A 21,256-nucleotide genomic window follows, 5' to 3' on the forward strand; every position below is an offset into this window, starting at 1 on the left:
CCCGGGCGGAATAGCGGAAAGGCGAGCCGGCGCGCGCGGATGCGCGGCCGGCCCTGGGGGGAAGTACCGTCTGCGGCGAGTCGGGTAGTTCGACGCGGTGAACTAACCGGTTAGCCGGGTCCGGCACCTCAACCGTATGTAGCCGTAATACCGCCGACAACGCCCATGCATATTTCGACTGACACCGATCGAAAAAAAACATCGGCTCCGATGCGCGAGGCGCGGTACGCTACCAAACCGGTTCAGTGAAACGGCGCCGCCGCGTTCCGGCGCCGACTATAAAAAGCGAAGATCAACATGGAAGCAAAGTGGCTGGAAGATTTCCTGAGCCTTGCGGATACCAAGAGTTTTTCCCGGGCCGCGCGTCATCGGCACCTCACGCAGTCGGCATTCAGCAGACGAATCGCCGCACTCGAAACATGGATGGACGCGAAACTGGTCGACCGCAGCATCAACCCGATCGCGCTGACGCCGGCCGGGCAGATGTTCCGAGGGCTGGCCGCGGACATCCTGCGCAGCATGTATGCGGCGCGCAACCTCGTGAACGGCTATGACCAGTTCGCGGCAAGCGACCAGGTCGTGCGCTTCGCGGTCGCCCATACGCTCGTGTTCACGCTGTTCCCCGAATGGCTCAAGCAGTTGAACGGCGAAGTCGGCCACGTGACCGCACGCGTGAACGCGGTGAACGTGCCCGAGGGCGTGCAGCAACTCGTCGAAGGTGAATGCGACCTGCTGCTCGGCTATCACCATCCGCAACTGCCGATCGTGCTGGATCCGAACCATTTCCCGTTCGTCACGCTTGGCGTCGAGCGGATCCTGCCGGTATCGACGCCCGACGCGCGCGGCAAGCCGGTATTCGAACTGCCGGGCACGCCGGACGCGCCGCTGCCGCTCCTCGCGTATTCGTCGGGCGCGTTCCTCGGGAACGTCGTCGAGATGCTGCTGCTGAATGCGTCCGAATCATATGCGCTGCATCGATGCTTCGAGACGCACATGTCCGAGGCGTTGAAAGGAATGGTCGTGGCCGGGCACGGCATCGGCTGGCTGCCCGAAAGCTGCGTGGCTAAGGAACTCGCGGATGGCTCGCTCGTTCGTGCGGGCTCGGCGGACTGGATCACCGAACTCGAGATTCGCCTGTACCGATCGGCCCGCAAGCGCGGGCTGGCGGCCGAACAGTTGTGGACCTACATCATGAATCGCCCGCGCGTCGCGGCCGACGACACGCGCGCGGCCGAGCAGTCGATCGAGCCGGCCATGCGCATCGCGCGCCGCAGCGCCGGCGGCAGCCGGTAACGCCCTTCACCGTCCCTCATCGCCCGACTCACCGGGGCGCCGCGCGGAATGCACTCCGTGCGGCGCCCCAACAGGTATTCCAAATTCGCCAACGCGAAGCATTTTTCAAACCCGCCTCATTTTCAATATGCGTTCCGCACGCTCGGTCAATTCCACAATGCCGGCAAACGTTTGCGAATCGGAATGAATTATCGACTCCAAAAACGGAAATACCCTGTTACACAACAAATCAAAAGTTTCGATTTTCATGTAACGACATTTCTATCAAAAACGTCATACCAGCGCCTTCGATTTATCTGATCTTCGCTCCGAAATTCAACGTAGCACATCGATCCGGGAAGCAAATCTTCCTTTTATCTGTCGTTATTTTTCGGTATGAACTTCGGTACCACTTACGTCGGAAATTTGCTAAATGGTCATCGCTACCGGCGAGCAAATTTCATGTCCGGAAATATCGCCATTGTTCAGCGCTGATCTGTTTCGTCGAATGAGTACCAATCCTGTTTAAATAAGACATTTAAAGCATATTCCATTCTGGACACACGCGATTGTTTGTTCAAAACCCATCGTGTATCAATAGCATGTCGCAAAAAGAACGTCGCTAGTTTTCAAATCGGAACAAATGCGTTGCCAGCGATTTCGGATGGAGGTTGCAATGTCTTCCTCGTTTGAACAGCATGCTCGCCCGCTCCTCGGCATCGTCGTATCCGCACTCTGCATCAATGCCCTGGCGCAAACCCCGGCCCCGGCGCCTGCTTCGGACGCCGACGCCCGCGCCGGCCGATACATGATTTCGTACATCTGCGGCGACGCGCGCATCGACGGTACGGCGCCGCTTCCCCCCGACGGCCGTCCTTACAACCTCGGCGTGTCGTTCGTATCAGGCGCGAGCGGGCAACCGCTGTCGAACGTGCAGGTGCGGCTGCGACGGCATGGCCGCGTGCTCGTCGAATTCAAGGCAACGGGGCCGCGCTGTCTGTTCAGCGTGCCCGATGCAAGTTACCGGGTCGAAGGCACCTATCAGGGCTCCACCCAGTTCGCGGTCGTCGAAACAGGCGCACTCACCACGCAGTTGCGGTGGTGAACGTCGGGCGAATCTGCGTGGCGACGGCATGTGCTCGCGTCGTGCACTGCAGTCCGTCGAATCGAGGAGGATTGAATGACTCGTGCAGAACGACCGGACGGCTCGCCCGTCCGTCAGCCAAAGCCCGCCTGGGGCCCCGGAAAGAATGCGGCACTGAGCGTCATTGCGTTTGCCGCGATCTTCGGTGGCTTCGCGTACGTCGAGCGGGATGCGGGAATCGGCCATGCAACCGTGACGCACGACATCGCCGGCATGATTGGCAGCGCCGTCGGAAAGTATCGCAAGGCCATCGCGGCCGCGACGGCAGACGCCTCCGGCGCGGCGTCGACCGTCGCGCAGGCCGAGCCGGCTATGCCTTCCGTATCGGGAACGCAGTATGCGTCGGCAACGTCTGCCGTGTCGGCCACGGCGGCGCCGGCCGTGCCGCCACGCCCGACTGCCCGCGCCGCCGCGAAACACCCGCACCCCGCGCATGTGCCGCCCACGGCGCTCGCGGCCAACGCACACGCCGCATCGGCCGGCGGTCGCGCGGCACGTCCCGGTGACACGCACCGAACGTCGCGTTCGCAGACGCTGGCGCGCACGAAAAAACCCACCGACCCCGCGCCGCGACGGCAGCCGCAATCGTATATCGCCAACTCGGCGCACATGGAGGCCACCAGCGTCACGCGCGACGAACTGGAAGGCGCGCGCGCGCTGGCCCGGGCGCGCTGGTGTGCACGGATCGACGAATGGAACTGCGTGGAGCAGAACGCGAGCCGCGCGCTCGCCATCGACCCGAAAAACAGCGAATCGCGCGCGCTGCTTGGACAAGCGATCCGCAACCGCCTGTGAAGCGGCCGGATGCTGCCGGGCTTCACTGCCCGGCAGCACGACGACCGGCGACGCGCGTCGTCGGGCGTGCAACCGATGTGATCGTTTCAGAGTGAGGAGACATCGTGGCCAAGAATCGTCGACAACAATGCACCACCGCCGCTCCGCCCAACCGGCGGATCCTCCTGCATGCGCCATTGCTGTTGCTGCTCGTCGCGTCCGGCTCCTGTCTTGCCGCCGAAGGCGACGCGGACCCGGGCGGCGCGAGCGAAATCGCCGGGGCCCGCGGCGCACCGGATGCGCTGCCGCCCGACATGCAACCGACGGCGGCGTCGCTGGAGATCGCCCGGGGTCGCAACGCCGTGCCCCCGCAAGCGCCGACGCCGATCGCGCAGGCATCGGATGAGTCGATGCAGATTGCGCAGGCGTCGGACCCGCAACCGCAGGCGACGCCGACCACGGTCGTGGTGGAGCCGGACGTCGCGCCGCCGAGCGAACCGGCGACGGGCGCGCAAGCGTCGAGTGCACCGATCCGGATCGCCCAGGCGACCGATACCGCGCCGCCGAGTACGCCGCCACCGGTCGAGCCGACGTCGAGTGCCCCGATGCAGCCAGCCCAGGCATCCGACGCCGCGCCGCCGACCCCGCAGGCACCCATCGCGCATGCATCGGGCGCGCCGATCGGAATCGCGCAGGCCGCGAACCCGCAGCCGCCCGAAACACCGGCGCAAACCACCGCGACAACGTCCGGCACACCTGCGACCAGTTCACTCGCGCCCTTGAATGCGCCGACGCAAACCGCGCAGGCCTCCGGCACCCCGATGCCGGGCTCGCCGGCACCCGTCACCCAGACACCGGGCTCGCCCTCTCCGTCGTCCCAGGCTCCGAATTCGCAGACGCCCGGCGCCCAGCTGCCCGGCGAGCAAACGCAACGATCGCAAGGCCCCGACGTCGAAGCGCCGAATGCACAGGCGCCGAATCTGCGTACCGCCGACGTCGCGACGGTGCGCAACGACGTGTTCGGCCTCGCGGCAAGCGGTGGCGCGATCCAGGCGCTCGAAGAAGCGAAGGCACGGCCCGATGCGTTCTCCGCCGTCGACGTCGCGCAGCTGGAAGAACTGGCGATTCGCCAGCAGGTGCGCGGCGGACGTGACAAGTCGCGCTCGATGACGAGTTCCGACCGCTTCGACGGCCTCGACAGCGCACTGCGCGCGGCGGACGACCTCGACAAGCGGATGCCGGCCACGCCCGAATATTCACCGGTCAGGACGGCGCTCGCGGGCGACCGCACGGTCGCCTATGCGGCGCGCGGCGACATGAAGACGGCCGTCGCGACGTTCGAGACGATTCCGTCCAACGCGGAGATCTCGATCGACGCGCTGGCGGCCGTCGGCGACGCCTACCTCTACCTGAGCGAACCGGCCAAGGCGAACGGCGTGTACCAGCGTGCGCTGAAGCAGGCGACCGCGGCGCCGACGGACCGTGCGACTCGCGGCTTCCAGTACGGTGCACGCACGCGTCCGATCGAACTGCGCGAAGGGCTGTTCTGGTCGTACGTCGACCAGGGACGCGCGGCGGACGCGAAGCAGGTGCTCGACGACATCGGCAAGTCGCTGCCGCCGGCCAAGGAGGTGCGCAACTACGGTCCGGAAGAAAGCGACTTTCTGCGTTACTACCGGCTGCGCGCGCAATACCTGATTTATACGGGCCGCGTCGACGAAGGGATCGCCGCGCTCGAGCAGCTCGAGCAACAGGTGCCGTTCAATGCGGAGGTCCGTGCCGCGCATGCCGACGCGGTGTCGGGCCAGGCGCATCCGCGCCAGGCGATCGCGATGTATCGCGCTTCGCTGACCGACCACCCGGACAGCGTCGAAATGCTCGCGGGTCTCGGCCGCGCAGCGCTCACGGCGGACGACTACGCGACCGCGAAGTACGTCGACCAGACCGTGGGCAACGTATTTCCGGACAGCGGCGCAGTGCGCGGTTTCAAGCGCGACTACAAGGCATACCGCAGCCCCGTGTTCACGACCGACCTGAGTTACGAACACGGCAACAGCGCGCTGGCCGACAACAGCTTCACGTCGGACAGCTATGTGTACTCGCAACCGTTCGGCGACAACTGGCGCGTCTTCTCGCACACGTTCTTCGGCTATGCGCAGACCGACTCGGGCAACGTCAGCCGCACGCGCACCGGCGTCGGCGGCGACTACCGGCACGGGCCGCTCACCGTGCAGGGCGAAGTCACGCGCTCGTTCGGCTCGGACGGCCGAACCGGCGGCCGCGGGTCGATCGCGTACGCGCTGAACGACTACTGGACGGTCAGCGCCGGGCTCGACACCAACGACAACTCGCTGCCATGGAAGGCGTATGCCGCGCACATCTGGGGCCGCTCCGCGAACGTCTCGGTCGTGTATCGGCAGAACGACCGTCGAGAGGTCAAGCTGAGCTACGGCGTGAGCCGCTACAGCGATTCGAACCTGCATCAGGAGATCTCGGCAACCGCCACGCAGCGCGTGTACACGTCCGCCAACCAGCTCGTCAACGTATCGCTGGACCTCGGCACCGACAGCAACACGCGCCGCGACGCGCCCTACTTCAGCCCGGGCCGCGACTACGCGGCCGCTGCAACCGTCATGCACCAGCTGACGCTGTGGAAGAAGGGCGACATGGCGCTGCATCAGCGCGTATCGGTGTCGGGCGGCGCGTACAACGAGCGCGGCTTCGGCACCAGCCCGCTGTGGAGCGCACGCCTCGAGCACGCATGGACGTTCAAGCACGACATCACGCTGAGCTATGGCGTCGAGGTCAGCAGTCACGCGTACGACGGCCAGCGCGAGCGCTCCGAAACCGGCTTCCTGTCGGTCAACCTGCCGTTCTAGCAAGGAGATCGCGCAATGCAAACCAGACGGACCTTCATGTGCGGATGTCTCGGCACGTTCGCCGCCTGTTCGCTGTTCCCGGGCGTGTCGAACGCGCGGATGATCGATCTGCTGCCGCCGTCCGATCCGGCGGATGGCAAGACGTTCCGCGTGATCTGCATGCACGACGTGCGCGACAACCTGATGGCGTCGTTCTCCTCCGCGTCGGCGATGGTCGACCCGTTCGCGGTCGACACCGGCACGCTGACCGCGATCTTCTCGTGGCTGCAGACCAACAACTACCACACCATCACGGTCAAGCAGATCGAGGAATCGCGGCACGGCGGCAAGCCACTGCCGCCGCGCGCGGTGCTCCTCACGTTCGACGACGGGTACCGCAGCCACTACACGAAAGTGCTGCCGCTGCTCGAGCGCTTCAAGTATCCGGCCGTGATGGGCATCGTCACGGCGTGGATCGATGCGCCGCTGGATGCGCCGATCCGCATCAGCGACAAGATCCAGGTGCCGCGCGACTACTTCATGTCGTGGGACGAGGTGCAGAAGGTCGGCCAGTCGCACCTCGTCGAGCTCGGTTGCCACACCCACAACCTCCATCACGGCGCGGTCGCGAATCCGCAAGGCAACGAATTGCCGGCGACCACGTCGCACCTCTACCTGCAGGACGAGAAGCGCTATGAAACCGACGCCGAATTCGAAGCACGCGTGCACGACGACCTGCAGACATGCGTGCGGCAGATCCGCGAACGCACCGGCATCGTCGCACGCTCGATGGTGTGGCCATACGGCGCGGAAAACCAGCCCGTGCGCAAGATATCGACGTCGCTCGGCATGGACATCCAGTTCAGCCTCGACGCCGGCCCGAATACGCCGGACGTGCCGCTGGACCGGCTCAGGCGGATCCTGATGATGTACGACGTCGACATCGGCGGGTTCGAGCGCTCGATGCGTGAGCCGGCGTCGAACCGTGGCGACGTCGACGTGCCCGAGCGCATCGTGCAGGTCGACCTCGATCAGGTCTACGATCCGGATCCCGCGCGGCAGGAAGCGAATCTCGGCAAGCTGATCGAGCGCATCTACCGGATGCAGCCGAAATCGGTGTACCTGCAGGCCTATGCCGACCCGAAAGGCACGGGCGTGGCCGAAGCTGTGTATTTCCCGAACCGGCACCTGCCGATGCGCGCCGACCTGTTCTCGCGCGCCGCGTGGCAGCTCAACACGCGGTCCAACGTGCAGGTGTATGCGTGGATGCCGGTGCTCGCTTTCCGGCCGCCGCCGGACAAGCATCAGGGGCTCGAGACCGTCAGCGCATATGGCGGCGCACCGGCCCGAGAGAACGGCACGCGCATGTTCCGGCTGAGCCCGTTCGACCCTGAGGCGCGGCTGATGATCCAGCAGATCTACGAGGATCTCAGCAAGCACGCATCGTTCAGCGGCATCCTGTTCAGCGACGACGCCGTGCTCGACGACTACGAGGATGCAGGCCGGCATGCGCTGCGTACCTACTCGCAGTGGGGGCTGCCGGCCGACGTCGGCAAGATCCGCGAGAACCCCGACCTGATGAAGCGCTGGACGCGCCAGAAGTCGCGCTACCTGATCGACCTGACCCGCCAGCTCGAACAGATCGTGCTGGCCCACCAGAACGTGGGCGACGTACTGAGCGCGCGCAACATCTTCGCGATGCCGGTGCTCAAGCCCGAGTCGGAAGCGTGGTACGCGCAGAACTACGACGATTTCCTTGCCAACTACGACTACGTCGCGCTGATGGCGATGCCTTACATGGAGCAGGCGAAGGACCCCGAGGGCTGGCTGGATCAGCTCGTGCGAGCCGTCCGCACGAAGCAGCGCGGCCTGCAGCGCACCGTGTTCGAACTGCAGTCGTACGACTGGCACGCGCACAAGGACGTACCGGCCCGCACGCTGCTCGCACAGATGCGGCGGCTGCGCAGCGAGGGCGCGGTGAATTTCGGCTACTACCCGGACAACTTCCTGAACGGCCAGCCGGAGCTCGACGCGATGCGCGACGTGATGTCGCTGAAGTCGCGGCTCGATCCGACCTCGATCAACGCACTGATGCAGATGCAACATGCACCCGGAACCAAGACGCCATGACCAGCCACAGCATCATCCAGCGCCTGCAGGACTTCGTCTTCTACTACCCGTTCTTCATGTCGTATCTGTGGATGATCGGTGGCGTCGTCCATTACTTCCTGCTCGAGGAAGGCCGCGAGCTGTCGACGCGCACGATCGCGGCGAGCGGAATCCCGAAGATCTCGATCGTCGTGCCGTGCTTCAACGAGGCGGCGAACGCGCGCAGCGTGATCCGTCACCTGAACGCGATGGACTACCCGAACTACGACATCATCGCGGTCAACGACGGCAGCAAGGACCGCACGGGCGAGATCCTCAACGAGCTGGCCGTCGAGATCCCGCGGCTGCTCGTGATCCATCACGCGCGCAACGAAGGCAAGGCGGTCGGGCTCACCACCGCGGCCGCGGTATCCAATGCGGAATACTTGCTCTGCATCGACGGCGACGCGCTGCTCGCGCACGACGCGATCGGCTGGATGCTCGAGCATTTCCTGACCGATCCGGGCGTCGGCGCGGTCACGGGCAACCCGCGCATCCGCACGCGCACGTCGCTGCTGGGGCGCATGCAGGTCGGCGAATTCTCGTCGATCGTCGGGCTGATCAAGCGCACGCAGCAGGTGTACGGCCGCATCTTCACGGTATCGGGCGTGATCACGATGTTCCGCAAGACCGCACTCGCCGATGTCGGCTACTGGAGCTCGGACATGCTCACCGAGGACATCGACATCAGCTGGAAGCTGCAGTGCCGCGACTGGCGTGTCGTGTACGAGCCGCACGCGCTCAGCTGGATCCTGATGCCCGAGACGCTGAAAGGGCTCTACCGGCAGCGGCTGCGCTGGGCGAAGGGCGGCATCCAGGTGCTGCTCAAGTACGCGGGCACGCTCGCACGGCCGACGCAGATGATGATGTGGCCGCTGTTCGTCGAGTACCTGATCGGCATCGCGTGGGCCTATTCGATGTCGTTCATCCTGCTGCTCGCGCTGATCGACGTCGTCTATCCGCTTCCGCAGAACTGGCATGTGTCCGTGGTGCCGCACTGGCACGGGATGCTGCTGGTCGCGACCTGCATCCTGCAGCTGATCATCGGCAGCATGATCGATCGTCGTTACGACGAAAAACTCCTGATGTATTTCCTTGACACCGTCTGGTACCCCGTCGCGTTCTGGCTGATCAGCATGGTCACCACCGTCGCCGCCCTGCCCGCCGTCGTATTGCGGGGCCGCGGCAAGCGCGCCGTTTGGGTCAGTCCCGACCGAGGCATTCAACATGAAGAACGCGCCGATTATTGATCTTTCCCTGCGCGCCCCGCGCGAACTGATCGCCGAACGCGGCGGCATCGTCGGGCCCGTGCTCGTCGCATGGTTCCGCCTCGTGCGGCCCGCGCTGGTCGGAGGTGTGTGGGCATCGATCTGCATCTATACGTACCGCTACCTGCTGCCGTTCAACCAGGCCGAGATGCCGATCGAGCAGATCGTGTTCTACGTGACGAGCATCGCGCTGATCGCCGGCACGATCGTCACGTGGCTGATCGCGGGACGTGTCGTGCATCCGCTCGCGTACCGGCTGCGCGTCTCGAAGATGCTGCGGCGCTCGGCCAGCGTGAAGATGCGCTCGGTGCCGCCGACCGCGCTCGCGGGCGCCCGCCGGCGCGGCGCGCGGCGCGCGACGCGCATTCTCGTCGCGTCGCACGATGCGAACGGCTCGATCTCGGGCATCGAATGGATCGCGCACGCGGGACCGCAGCCCCGCGAATAGGTCACCGGAGACGTGCCGCGCCGGATGCGACGCATGCCGCGCGACGCGACACCGCTCCCGAATTCGCGCCGTCGCGTGTCGTGCGCCGGCCGGCAACTTCCTGTAGACGAGGTGAATCATGTGCGGAATCGTCGGAGCAAGCGGCCTGAACAATCAGGTGCCGCAACTGGTCAATGCACTGAGCCGGCTCGAGTATCGCGGTTACGACTCGTGCGGCATCGCCGTGCTGCGTGACGGCCGCCTGCGCAGCGAACGCACGCTGCGGCGCGTGGCGGACCTGCAGGACCGAGTGCTGACGCTCGGCCTCGAAGCGCAGACGTGCATCGCGCACACGCGCTGGGCGACGCACGGCGCGCCGTCGGAAATGAACGCGCACCCGATCATGTCGGGCGACACGATCGCGGTCGTGCACAACGGGATCATCGAAAACCACGATGCGTTGCGCGCCGAACTGCGGGAGCGCGGCTACACGTTTCGCGGCGAGACCGACACCGAGGTGATCGCGCATCTGATCCACAGCATGTATCGCGACGACCTGTTCGATGCCGTCACCCGCGCGGTGAAGCGGCTGCACGGCGCGTACGCGATCGCCGTGCTGAGCGCGCGCGAGCCGCAGCGGCTCGTCGCAGCGCGCGCGGGCTCGCCGCTCGTGATCGGCATCGGCGCGGACCAGAACTACCTCGCGTCCGACTGCGCGGCGCTCGGCGACCTGACCGACCGCTTCGTCTACCTGGAAGACGGTGACGTCGCGCTGATCACGCCGGAACGGATCGACGTGGTGGACGCGATCGGGAGCGAGGCACAGCGTCCGCTGTGCCTCGTCAAGGCACGCGACGACGACGCCGCGCTCGGCCCGTATCAGCACTTCATGCAGAAGGAAATCTTCGAACAGCCGAAGGCGATCGCCGCCACGATCGACGGTGTCGACACGATTTCGCCCGCGCTGTTCGGCGGCAGCGACAGCACGCGCGCGCTGCTGTCGAAGACCCGGAGCGTGCTGCTGCTCGGCTGCGGCACCAGCTACTACGCGGGCCTGACCGCGAAATACTGGCTCGAGGGCATCGCGGGCATTCCGGCGCAGGTCGAGATCGCGAGCGAATACCGCTACCGCGACACCGTGCCCGATCCGCGCACGCTGGTCGTCGGTATTTCGCAGTCCGGCGAAACCGCCGATACGATCGGCGCGATCGAGCGCGCGCGCGAGATGGGCCAGGATATGTCGATGGCGATCTGCAACGTGGCGACCAGCTCGATCGCGCGCGGCGCGCCACTCAGCTTCCTGACGCGAGCCGGCATCGAGCTCGGCGTCGCATCGACCAAGGCGTTCACGACGCAGCTCGTCGCGCTGTTCGTGCTGACGCTGACGCTCGCGCAGCAACGCGGCCGGCTCGATGCGGCGCATGTCGCGATGCACCTGAAGAAACTGCACGAACTGCCGGATCGCATCGCTCACGCACTCGCGCTGGAAACGCAGATCATGGGCTGGGCCGCGAAGTTCGCGCGCACCGAGAACGCGCTGTTCCTCGGGCGCGGCATTCACTATCCGATCGCGCTGGAAGGCGCGCTGAAGCTCAAGGAGGTGTCGTACATCCATGCGGAAGGCTATCCGGCCGGCGAACTGAAGCATGGCCCGCTCGCGCTCGTCACGAGCGCGATGCCGGTCGTCACGATCGCGCCGGACGACCGCCTGTTCCAGAAGCTGAAGTCCAACATGGCCGAGGTGCGCGCACGCGGCGGACGGCTGTACGTGCTCGCGGGCCATCATCTCGCGATCGACGCCGACCGCGATACGCACCTGATCCGCGTACGTGAATCGGGGGACGCGCTGTCGCCGATCGTCAACGTGATCCCATTGCAGCTGCTCGCATATCACGTCGGGTGCGCGCGCGGCGCCGACGTCGACAAGCCGCGCAACCTCGCGAAATCCGTCACCGTCGAATGATGCGACGGCCGGTCGCGACCCCGATCGCCACCGTGCGCGCCCATGCGGGCGCGCGCGCCGCCGCGTGGCGTGTCGCGACCGTGCTCTGCGGCGCGTGTTGCGCCATCGCGGCACCGTCGCACACATTCGCCGGCGCGCCGGTCGTGCACACCGTCACCGTGCAGGCGCCCGCGTCACCGCAGGACAGCGGCGACCCGCGGCGCTTCATGCACGGAATCGGCGTGGCCGACGCCGGCGACGGCCGGCGCTGGGTGTTCTTCAGCAGCTCGGGCATCGCGCCGCGCGGCGCGCTGCGCAACGGCAACTGGCCGCACGACGTGTACGTCGGCGAATGGCTGCCGGGCAAGCCGCGCCTGCTGCGCGTCCGTACGTTCATCAGCCGTCCGGAAGCGCAGGAGCCCGTATCGATCGCTCAGAATCCGCGCGGCGACATCTTCGTCACGTTCGAGGACGGCTGGAACACGCCGCAGGAGGTCAGCCAGCGCTACGGCGTCTATCGGCGCGACCTGAAGCCGATCAAGCCGTACCCGAACGACGTCGAGGCGGGCGGTCACTCCGGGCATGTCGCCGCGGTGGGCGAACGCTTCATCGTGTTCTATTCCGCCGACTGGATCGACGGCGGCGGCGTCGACAACCTCGGCACCGGCAACGGCGTCTACGTGAAAACCTACGATGCCGACGGACGCGTGCTGAATCACATGCCGGTCGCGCCGCACCGCCGCGAATGGTGGCCCGTGGTCGCCGGCTCGCCGCACCGCGCGCTGCTCGTCTGGCAGAAATACATCGAAGGCAGCACGGACGCGACGCTCGAATACGCGATGTTCGATCCGGTCACGGCGAAGCTCGTCAAGCTCGGGCCGCTGAGCGACGCGATCCAGTACTACGTGTATTCGTCCGCGTACGTGCCGGCGATCGACCGCTTCGTCGTCGTCACGACGACGGCGGACAATCGCGGCGTCGCGATGCTGATCGACCCGGACGGCCGCCGCCTCGCGACACTCGACTGCTTGCCGGCGTCGGTGCGGGAATCCGGGATCGGCGTCGACGGCACGCATGCGTATGTGCCGACCCGCGACGGGCGGCTGCTGACGCTGGCGCTTTCGGCAACCGGCATGTCGGTGAGCGGCGCGCAACGCTCGCCGATTCCGTGGGGCTCGACCGGCATCGCCGGGTTCACGGCACGCGGCGGGACGATGCATTTCGTGTCGCTGACGCCGTCCGGGACGCGCGAAGCCGATTTCGACACGGCACGGGACACGCCTTTACCGAAAACCGACGCGCAGTGTCCGACACATTGACGGCGACGCGAACGGGACCGGGCCGACACCGTCGCCCCGTGAAATTGCGCCGATCCCCCATCGAATTCGCCAGCGACGCCCGTACCGGATAGACTGTCGCCCGATTCCATCCATCGGCCGCGCGCTCGCCTCCCTGCCGCCGCCGGAACGTCCCCACGGAGAACGAATGCTGAAGCGCCAGTGGTTTTCGCTGTTGCTGGTGACGGTGTGCCTGATCGCGACGCGCGCGTCCGCGCAGGGCTCGCTCGAACTCGAGACCGACGGCACGCCTCGCGTGCTGACGCGCCAGACGCTGCTCGCGCGCGCCGACGCGACGGACATCGACGTGCCGCGCGACATCGCGTACGGCCGGCCGATGACGTTCCGCGCGGTGCCGTTCGCTGCCCTGCTCGGCGACACGCCGCTGCCGGCGGACGGCGTGCTCGAAACGCGCGCGGCCGACGGTTTCGCCGCGCAACTGCCGCTGGATCTCGCGCGCCGCCGTGCGCCGGCCGGCGCCGTCGCGTGGCTCGCGATCGAGGACCCCGCGCATCCGTGGCCGAAGCTGCCGGGCAAGCAAGTCAGCGCCGGGCCGTTCTATCTCGTGTGGCTCGGGCCGGATGCATCGTCGGTGCGCGGCGAGCAATGGCCGTATCAGATCGTGCGCATTACGATCGAATCGTCGCCGCTCGCGCGCTGGCCATCGCTCGCCGTCGATCCCGCGCTGCCGGCGAACGATCCGGCCCGCGCGGGCCAGCGCCTGTTCGTCACGCAATGCCTCGCGTGCCATCGCCTCGACGGCGCGGGCAGCAGCCAGGCCGGCCCCGACCTGAACGCACCGATGAATCCGGTCGACTACTTCCAGCCCGCCGCGCTGCGCCGCTACATCCGCAATCCGGCATCGGTGCGCGACTGGCCGGGCCGCGCGATGCCGGCATTCCCGCCCGATCAACTGAGCGACCGGGAGCTCGACCAGATCGTCGCCTACCTCGCGTTCATGGCGCGGCGCAAGGCGGGCAAGTAAGCCGCGCCCGTCACGCGCGCATCACGCGCCCGGTTCCTGCGCGCTTTGCAGCACCGCGCGCAGCAGCACGTCGGCGCCCGCCGCCGACCATTCCGGCGTGATCGCCTCGGCCTCGTTGTGGCTCAGCCCGTCGACGCACGGCACGAAGATCATGCCCGTCGGCGCGACGCGCGCGACGTAGCACGCGTCGTGACCCGCACCGGACACGATGTCCATGTGCGGCAGCCCGAGCGCCTGCGCCGCATCGCGCACCGCGTCGATGCAGCGCGGCGCGAACGGCACCGGCGGGTACGTGAAGATCTGTTCGATCCGCGCACCGAGGCCGGCGTCGGCCGCGACGCGGGCCAGTTCCGCACGCAGCGCCGCGTCGAGCTCGTCGAGCACCGCATCGTCAGGATGGCGAAACTCGACCGTGAAGAAGCAGCCGCCCGGCACCGTGTTGCGCGAATTCGGTCGCGCCTCGATCATCCCGACCGTCGCGCGCGCGTGCGGCGCATGGCGACGGCCGAGCGCATCGACGAATTCGATCATCCGCGCGGCACCCACCAGTGTGTCGCGCCGGAATTCCATCGGCGTGGTGCCCGCGTGCGCGTCGACGCCCGTCAGCGTTACCTCGTACCAGCGCTGCCCCTGCCCGGCCGTCACGACACCGATCGTCTTGCCCGCGCGTTCGAGAATCGCACCCTGTTCGATATGCAATTCGTAGGCGGCATGCACCGGATAGCCGCCGACAGGCTCGGCGCCCGCGTAGCCGATCCGCGCGAGTTCCTCGCCGATCGTCCTGCCCGCGCCATCCGTTCGCGACAGACCGTATTCCAGCGGATAGACGCCCGCGAACACGCCGGCCGAGATCATCGCTGGCGCAAAGCGCGAACCTTCCTCGTTGGTCCAGATCACGACGTCGATCGGACGCTCGGTCTCGATGCCCGCATCGTTCAGCGCCCGCACGACCTCGAGGCCGCCGAGCACGCCGTAGATACCGTCGTAGCGGCCGCCGGTCGGCTGCGAATCGGCGTGCGAGCCCGTCATCACCGGCGCGGCATCGGGATGGCGGCCCGCGCGGCGCGCGAACACGTTGCCCATCCGGTCCACCCGCACCGTGCAGCGGGCATCGCGCGCCCACTGCACGAACAGGTCGCGCGACTCGCGGTCGAGGTCGGTCAGCGCGAGACGGCAGACGCCGCCCTTCGGCGTCGCGCCGATCTGCGCCATCCGTTCGAGCGACGCCCAGAGCCGCGCGCCGTCGACGCGCGGCGCGCCCGCGAGATCGTCACGCATTGCCGGCCTCCGGGGTGTCAACCTGAGGCGCCGCCTGCAGCGCGTAGCGGAAATCGCAGCGCTTGCCGCCCTGCATGATCGTGCTCGTGCGCGTCAGCGCGATGCGCGGGTCGTAACCCTCGATGAAATAGCTGTCGCGCGCACAGCTCAGCAGGTGGCCGATCTCGCCGAGCTCCATCGCGTGATACATCTCCGCGTAGCTGCAGCGATGCACGTCGTAGTCGTAGTGCGCGTCGTCCGCGCGATGCACCTCGACGTCGAGCGCATCGTCCTTCTCCCACAGCACCTGCAGCGCGATGAACGATTGCACGCTCGTGCCGTCGGGCTCCTGCGCCGCGAACGTGCGGCCCGCGTCGACGGCCGCGCCGCGCACGGCTTCCGCGATCACGGCCTGCGCGCGCTCGGTGCCGAATTCGCGCCTCATGATCTCGTAGATCGGCTTGATGATTTCCGCTTCGATGCGGCGCCGCGCGAGGATGCCGAGGCGCGTGTCCTCCGGTGCCGCCGTCGATGCGTGTGTCGTGTCGGTCATGGGATTCGTCTCCGTCGTCATTTCGTTGCCGGGTGCGCGCCGCCGAGCACGTCGACGACGGTCCACTTGCCGCCGCGCACCTGGTAGATCGTGAATGCCGGGTCCTTCAGATTGCCTTCGGCGTCGAACGCGACCCGGCCGGTCACGCCGGGCCGGTCGATCGCGCGCACGGCCGCGACCAGCTTCGCCGGCTGCGTCGTGCCGGCCTTCTGCGCGGCCGCGATCAGCGTGGCCGCCGCGTCGTACGCAAACGGCGCGTGCAGTTCGATCGGCGCGTGAAAGCGTGCGCGGTACTGCGTGTCGAACGCCTTGCCGCCCGGCATCCGGTCGAGAGGCAGGCCCGGTTCGAGCGCCGTCACGCCGTCGCCGTCCTTGCCCGCGAGCGACAGGAAGGTCTGGCTCACGAAGCCGCCGGCGCCGAGCAGCGGCGCGTTCACGCCGAGCTGGCGCATCCGGCGCGCGATCGGCGCGGCCTGCGCGTCGAGCCCGCCGAAGAACACGAGATCCGCCCGCTTGCCCTTGATCGCGGTCAGCACGCCACTGAAGTCGGTCGTCTTGTCGTTCACGTACTGGCGATCGACGATCGTGCCGCCGTTCGCCTGCACGCCCTTGATGAACTGGTCGGCCAGCCCCGCGCCGAACGACGTGCGATCGTCGATCACCGCGATGCGCGTGGCCTTCAGCGTCTTCACCGCATAGACGCCGGTGAAGTTGCCGCCCGCATCGTCGTGACCCATGATGCGGAACGCCGTCGCATAGCCCTGCTGCGTGTACGGGTGGCCGGTGGAGGCCGGCGCGATCTGCGGAATGCCCGCATCTCGATAGACGCGCGACGCCGGCACGCTGCAGCCCGTGTTCCAGTGACCGACGACGCCGATCACGTGCTGGTCGACGAGTTGCTGCGCGACCGCGACGGCCGTGCGCGGATCGGATTGATCGTCGGCGGCGACGAGCTTGTAGACGACCGGCTTGCCGCCGATGCTCGGATGCGTCGCGTTCGCGTCGTCGATCGCGAGCTGCGCGCCGTTCTGCAGGTCCTTGCCGATCCGCGCGGACGGGCCGGTGAGCGGCGCGGCGAGACCGATCAGGATCGTCTGCGGCGCGGACTGTGCGAAGGCGGGAACGGCGGCGATCAGCGCGGCCGCGGAGAATGCGAGGCTGGCGGGAAGAATAGCGATTTTCATGTGCGGGGATCGGGGACTCGAATCAAAACATGAAAAATATTAAATATTCGGCTCCGACACCCCAAATACTCAATTGTTGGATGCTTATGCCATTCCCGACACAATAGCGTAATTACCTGTAAACACTGGATATTTTAATGTTGTCGCTTACCCTGATTTTTCGATAAAATTCGACACATGAAAAATATCGAACAATTGCCACATGATCCGCCGCTGCGCGCCGTCCGCGCGTTCGAGGCATTCGCGCGTCTCGGCTCGGTCACCGCGGCGGCGCACGAGCTCGACATCACGCCGTCTGCGGTCAGCCACCAGCTGCAGCTGCTCGAAGCGTTCATCCAGACGCCGCTGACCGTGCGCGAAGGCCGGCTGCTTGTGCTTACCGACGAGGGGCGCGACTACTACCGCTCGATCAGCGCCGCGTTCTCGGTGCTGCGCAGCGCGACGCGCTTCGTGCGCGACCGGTCGTCGCTGCGGCAGATCACGATCAGCCTGATTCCGCTGCTCGGCATCGGCTGGTTCATTCCGCGGCTGCACGCGTTCCTCGCCGACAACACCGATGTCGACGTGACCGTGGTGTATGCGCATCACCGCAACTATCGAAGCGACGCGTCCGACCTGTCGATCCGCTTCGGCACCGGAGACTGGCCCGGCTACCGCTGCGAGCGGCTGCTGCCGGGCGCGATGGTGCCGATGTGCAGCCCGTCGTTCCTGAAGCGCCACGGGCCGTTCCGCACGCCGGCCGATCTCGCGCGGGCGCCGCTCGTGCACGACGAGGATCGCAGCACCTGGGTCAACTGGCTGCAAGGCGCCGGCGTGCGGCACGTGTCGCACGCGGTGGGGCCGATGTTCGAGGACGGGCAACTGACGCTGAGCGCGGCGCGCGCGGATCTCGGCGCGGCGCTGCTGCGCGCGCCGCTGGTCGAGCGCGAACTGGCGAGCGGCGAACTCGTGAAGCTGTTCGACCATGCGCTCGACGACGGACGCGACTACTACCTGTGCACGCGCGACGATACGGACATGCCGGACGGCGCGAGACGGCTGGCGGAATGGCTCAGGCGGATGGCTGCATAAGCGCGCGGGCCCTCACGCGCACCGTCCCGCCGTTGCGTCACACCGCCCGCCCCCATCCGCGCGCGACCGCATGGGCGACCGTCGCGCGCGCCAGCTCCTGCGTGCTGTCGATCAACGCGAACGGTGCATCGCGCAACGCGCGCGCCGCGATCGGAATTTCCGTGCAGCCCATCACCGCCACGCCCACGTCCCGTCGTGCCAGCGTCGCGAGCGCGCGCGACAGGCACCTCACCGACGCATCGATCTTCCCCGCCTTGACCGCCGCGATGCACGCGGCGATATCGCGCTGCGCGGCCACGCCCGGCATCACCGGCTCGAAACCGCGTGCACGCAGCGCCGCCTGGTAAAAGCCCGACACCAGCGTCCCACCTGTGGCGAGCACCGCGACGCGCCGCACGCCGGCCGGCAACGCGGCCACCGACGCATCGACGATATGCAGGATCGGCGCCGCGCTGCGTTCGCGCAGCGGCGCATACCAGTGATGCGCCGAATTGCACGGAATCGCAATCACGTCCACGCCGCAGCCGTTCAGCAGCGCGATGCCATCGAGCAGCGCCGGCAGCGGATCGGTCCCGCCGTCGATGATCGCGCGCGAGCGATCGGGCGTTCGCGTCAGGTTCGCGACGATCATCGGCAGGTGCTCCTGGTCGCAGCGCGCGCGTGTCAGGCAAATCACGCGATGCATGAAGTCGACCGTGGCCAGCGGCCCCATTCCGCCCAGTACGCCGACGAGTGCCATGACGCCTCCTTCACGCGCGCGGCGGCCGCGCGCAGATCGCGGACACGACGGCCGAGTTGCCGATCACCAGCAACAGCGTCCGCAATATTTCGCAGAACGGATCGATTGCCGCGAACAGCACGAACGCAGCCTCGAACGGCAGGTGCAGTGCCGCGCACACCATGCCGGCAAGCGACACCGTCACGACGCCCGACGTGCCGGTCGACGCGAATCCGGCCAGCACCGATGCGACCAGCACGACGCAAAGCTCGCCAGGGCCGAGCGACCGTTCGTAGAGTTGCGCGACGAACAGCGTCGCGCTCGCGTAATAAACCATCGGCCCGACGCGCAGCAGCGACACGGCAAGCGGAACAACCAGTTCGACGCGTGCACGGGCGAAGCCGAAGCCGTCGGCCAGGCACTCGATCATGCTCGGCATGCAGGCCACGCTGCTGCGCGTGGCGAGCGCCATCGCGAACGGCGTGCGCAACCCGGCGAGCGTCTCGGCCAGCGTCGCGCCCGAGCGCTTCCAGATCACGACGATCGCGGCCGCGATCAGTACGAGCGCGACGACGGCGAACGCCGCGACGAAGCGGACCATCGCCTCGAGCGGCCCGAATCCCGACGTGCCGATCTGCGCGGCGCCGCCGCAGAACAGCACGATCGGCGTCGGATACGCGAGCCAGTGCATGATCTTCTGGCACGTGAAATAGACCGTCTCCAGGGTCTGGCTCAGCGCCGCCGAGATGCTCGCCGGCACACGCCCCGACGCGAAACCGAAGAACAGCGAGAACACCAGCGCCTTCAGCGTGTCGCCGCTCGCGAGCGCCGCGAAGAAGTTGCCGGGTACCAGCGCGATCAACATGTCGGCAAGGCCCGACGACTTCTCCGCGGGATCGGTGCCGTACAGCGTCATCACGGTGTCGCTCGCCGCGCCGTCGGTGCCGACCAGCGCGCCGAACGCCTTCAGCGTCGCGTTCGACAGATGCTCGCCCGGCCGCATCGCGACCAGCACGACCGCGCCGACCGCCACGACGAACACCGACGCGCAGCCGAAGATCGCGATCACGCGCATCACGAGATCCGACGCGCTGCCGTCGCGCAGCAGCCGCTGCAGGCTGAAGATCACGGCGGCCGTCATGAACGGCAGCGCCGTCATCTTCAGCAGGCCGACGTATACCTGGCCCACATAGTCGAACTTCGGCGCGGCGGCCGGCCACAGCACGCCCGCCACGATCCCGAGCGCGAGGCTGCCGAAGACCGTCAACGGATGAATCGCGAGCGCATGCAGCCGCTCGATGCGCGGCATGATCCTGATGTTCTCGTTCCTGTTCCGGTTCGTGTTCATGTCAGCGACCCATCGCATCGAGCAGGGATTTCACGTCGAGCCGCTTGTTGCGCTCGGCCAGGAACTGGTTGACGAACGCGAGCAGCGTCGGCGTCGACACCGGCACACCGACGGCAAGCGCGTCGGTGAGGTCGTCGAAGGTCGCGACGCGCAGGCGGATCGGCGCGGTCGGGTCGTCCTGCATCACGAGCTTGATCGCGAGTTCATCGCGATACACGGCCGTGACCGCGCCGGCGCTCAGCGCGTCGAGCGTCGCCGGCCAGCTCGGATACGTGCGCACCCGCGCGGCCGGGAAGTCGTTGCGCACGTACTCCGCGTAGGCCGACCCCGCGACGACGCCGATCGTGCCGCGGTAATCGCGCACGACTTCCGGCAGCGCGCGCCCTTTCGCCAGTTCCGCGAAGCTGACGCGGTTGATCAGCAGCGCGCGTCGCAGGTTGATGTACGGCGTGCTGAAGCGGACCACCTGCGCACGCGGCAACGTGCGCGACAGCTTGCTGATCGCGACGTCGGCCTGCCCGGTCGCGAGCAGGTGAACGACATCGTCGAAAGTGCGCGCATCGCGGTCGAACTGCACGGACACGCCGAGCTTTTTCGCGAGTTCGTCGGCGAGATCGATGTCGACGCCGGCCAATGCGCCGTTGCGCGACATGAAGAACGGCGGCTGATCGACGCCGAGCACCGCGACGACGAGCGCGCCGCGCGAAACGATGCGGGCGAACTCGGGCGCGAGCAGCCGGCCGTCGGGCATCTGCACGAGGCCGGTCGACGTGGTGGCGGGTGTCGCCGTCGCGGCCGGCGCGGACGCATCGACGGCGAGCGCCGGCGCGGCACACGACACGGTCATGAGTATGCAGGCCGCACCGCGCAGGAGCCGATGCTGGCATCGCCGCTCGGGGACGATCTCGTGGAACCACGCGAGCAGCGCACGCAGGGTGCGTCCGGAAAAGAGGTTCATGGCGGCAGTGGG

Annotated in this window: 17 protein-coding genes; 11 read left to right on the forward strand and 6 right to left on the reverse strand. The window is 67.3% G+C overall.

Annotation, left to right across the window (positions count from 1 at the left end):
• Window positions 1-297 precede the first annotated feature (297 nt).
• From ACV22W_RS02070 to ACV22W_RS02115, 10 genes are all read left to right on the forward strand, one after another.
• Window positions 298-1,293, forward strand: coding sequence for a LysR substrate-binding domain-containing protein (locus ACV22W_RS02070; RefSeq protein ID WP_448017509.1), 996 nt, complete (start codon window positions 298-300; stop codon window positions 1,291-1,293).
• Between the two features lie 655 nt (window positions 1,294-1,948).
• Window positions 1,949-2,377 carry a hypothetical protein gene (locus ACV22W_RS02075; RefSeq protein WP_448018106.1) on the forward strand — a complete coding sequence of 143 codons (429 nt, stop codon included), beginning with the start codon at window positions 1,949-1,951 and terminating at the stop codon, window positions 2,375-2,377.
• Window positions 2,378-2,452: 75 nt separating this feature from the next.
• Window positions 2,453-3,211: a hypothetical protein gene (locus ACV22W_RS02080; protein ID WP_448017510.1), complete on the forward strand. Its 759-nt coding sequence runs from the start codon at window positions 2,453-2,455 to the stop codon at window positions 3,209-3,211.
• A 104-nt stretch (window positions 3,212-3,315) separates the two neighbouring features.
• Entirely contained in the window at window positions 3,316-6,069 is a 2,754-nt protein-coding gene (pgaA, locus tag ACV22W_RS02085) for a poly-beta-1,6 N-acetyl-D-glucosamine export porin PgaA (protein WP_448017511.1), read from the forward strand.
• Window positions 6,070-6,084: 15 nt separating this feature from the next.
• Window positions 6,085-8,178 (forward strand): poly-beta-1,6-N-acetyl-D-glucosamine N-deacetylase PgaB, encoded by a 2,094-nt coding sequence (gene pgaB / locus ACV22W_RS02090; protein WP_448017512.1) that lies wholly within the window; start codon window positions 6,085-6,087, stop codon window positions 8,176-8,178.
• Window positions 8,175-9,446, forward strand: coding sequence for a poly-beta-1,6-N-acetyl-D-glucosamine synthase (gene pgaC, locus ACV22W_RS02095; protein WP_448017513.1), 1,272 nt, complete (start codon window positions 8,175-8,177; stop codon window positions 9,444-9,446). Before pgaB ends, pgaC begins: the two co-directional genes overlap by 4 nt.
• Entirely contained in the window at window positions 9,424-9,912 is a 489-nt protein-coding gene (locus tag ACV22W_RS02100) for a Biofilm PGA synthesis auxiliary protein PgaD (protein WP_448017514.1), read from the forward strand. The genes pgaC and ACV22W_RS02100 overlap by 23 nt, the downstream gene beginning before the upstream one ends.
• A gap of 118 nt (window positions 9,913-10,030) precedes the next feature.
• Complete coding sequence (gene glmS, locus ACV22W_RS02105) at window positions 10,031-11,854, forward strand: glutamine--fructose-6-phosphate transaminase (isomerizing) (RefSeq protein ID WP_448017515.1); 1,824 nt, start codon at window positions 10,031-10,033, stop codon at window positions 11,852-11,854.
• A complete protein-coding gene (locus tag ACV22W_RS02110) occupies window positions 11,854-13,152 on the forward strand; it encodes a hypothetical protein (protein ID WP_448018107.1) in 1,299 nt (432 codons plus the stop codon). Before glmS ends, ACV22W_RS02110 begins: the two co-directional genes overlap by 1 nt.
• Window positions 13,153-13,318: 166 nt before the next feature.
• Window positions 13,319-14,155 (forward strand): c-type cytochrome, encoded by an 837-nt coding sequence (locus tag ACV22W_RS02115; RefSeq protein WP_448017516.1) that lies wholly within the window; start codon window positions 13,319-13,321, stop codon window positions 14,153-14,155.
• Window positions 14,156-14,176: 21 nt separating this feature from the next.
• Here the strand turns inward: ACV22W_RS02115 and ACV22W_RS02120 are convergent, their stop codons facing one another.
• The 3 genes from ACV22W_RS02120 to ACV22W_RS02130 are packed head-to-tail and all read right to left on the reverse strand — an operon-like array spanning window position 14,177 to window position 17,149.
• On the reverse strand, window positions 14,177-15,433 hold the full coding sequence (locus tag ACV22W_RS02120) for a Zn-dependent hydrolase (RefSeq protein ID WP_448017517.1): 1,257 nt from the start codon (window positions 15,431-15,433) through the stop codon (window positions 14,177-14,179).
• Window positions 15,426-15,965: an L-2-amino-thiazoline-4-carboxylic acid hydrolase gene (locus ACV22W_RS02125; RefSeq protein ID WP_448017518.1), complete on the reverse strand. Its 540-nt coding sequence runs from the start codon at window positions 15,963-15,965 to the stop codon at window positions 15,426-15,428. The genes ACV22W_RS02120 and ACV22W_RS02125 overlap by 8 nt, the downstream gene beginning before the upstream one ends.
• A gap of 17 nt (window positions 15,966-15,982) precedes the next feature.
• Window positions 15,983-17,149, reverse strand: a complete 1,167-nt coding sequence (locus ACV22W_RS02130; protein WP_448017519.1) for a branched-chain amino acid ABC transporter substrate-binding protein — start codon at window positions 17,147-17,149, stop codon at window positions 15,983-15,985.
• A gap of 177 nt (window positions 17,150-17,326) precedes the next feature.
• Here ACV22W_RS02130 and ACV22W_RS02135 point away from each other — a divergent pair, with 177 nt between their 5' ends.
• Complete coding sequence (locus ACV22W_RS02135; protein WP_448017520.1) at window positions 17,327-18,220, forward strand: LysR substrate-binding domain-containing protein; 894 nt, start codon at window positions 17,327-17,329, stop codon at window positions 18,218-18,220.
• A gap of 37 nt (window positions 18,221-18,257) precedes the next feature.
• On the opposite strand, the gene ACV22W_RS02140 is transcribed toward ACV22W_RS02135, so the two are convergent.
• The 3 genes from ACV22W_RS02140 to ACV22W_RS02150 are packed head-to-tail and all read right to left on the reverse strand — an operon-like array spanning window position 18,258 to window position 21,244.
• Complete coding sequence (locus tag ACV22W_RS02140; RefSeq protein WP_448017521.1) at window positions 18,258-18,959, reverse strand: aspartate/glutamate racemase family protein; 702 nt, start codon at window positions 18,957-18,959, stop codon at window positions 18,258-18,260.
• Window positions 18,960-18,969: 10 nt separating this feature from the next.
• Window positions 18,970-20,286: a dicarboxylate/amino acid:cation symporter gene (locus ACV22W_RS02145; protein ID WP_448017522.1), complete on the reverse strand. Its 1,317-nt coding sequence runs from the start codon at window positions 20,284-20,286 to the stop codon at window positions 18,970-18,972.
• 1 nt (window position 20,287) lies between these two features.
• Complete coding sequence (locus tag ACV22W_RS02150) at window positions 20,288-21,244, reverse strand: ABC transporter substrate-binding protein (protein ID WP_448017523.1); 957 nt, start codon at window positions 21,242-21,244, stop codon at window positions 20,288-20,290.
• Window positions 21,245-21,256: the final 12 nt, after the last annotated feature.

The organism is Burkholderia sp. AW49-1 (assembly GCF_053427845.1).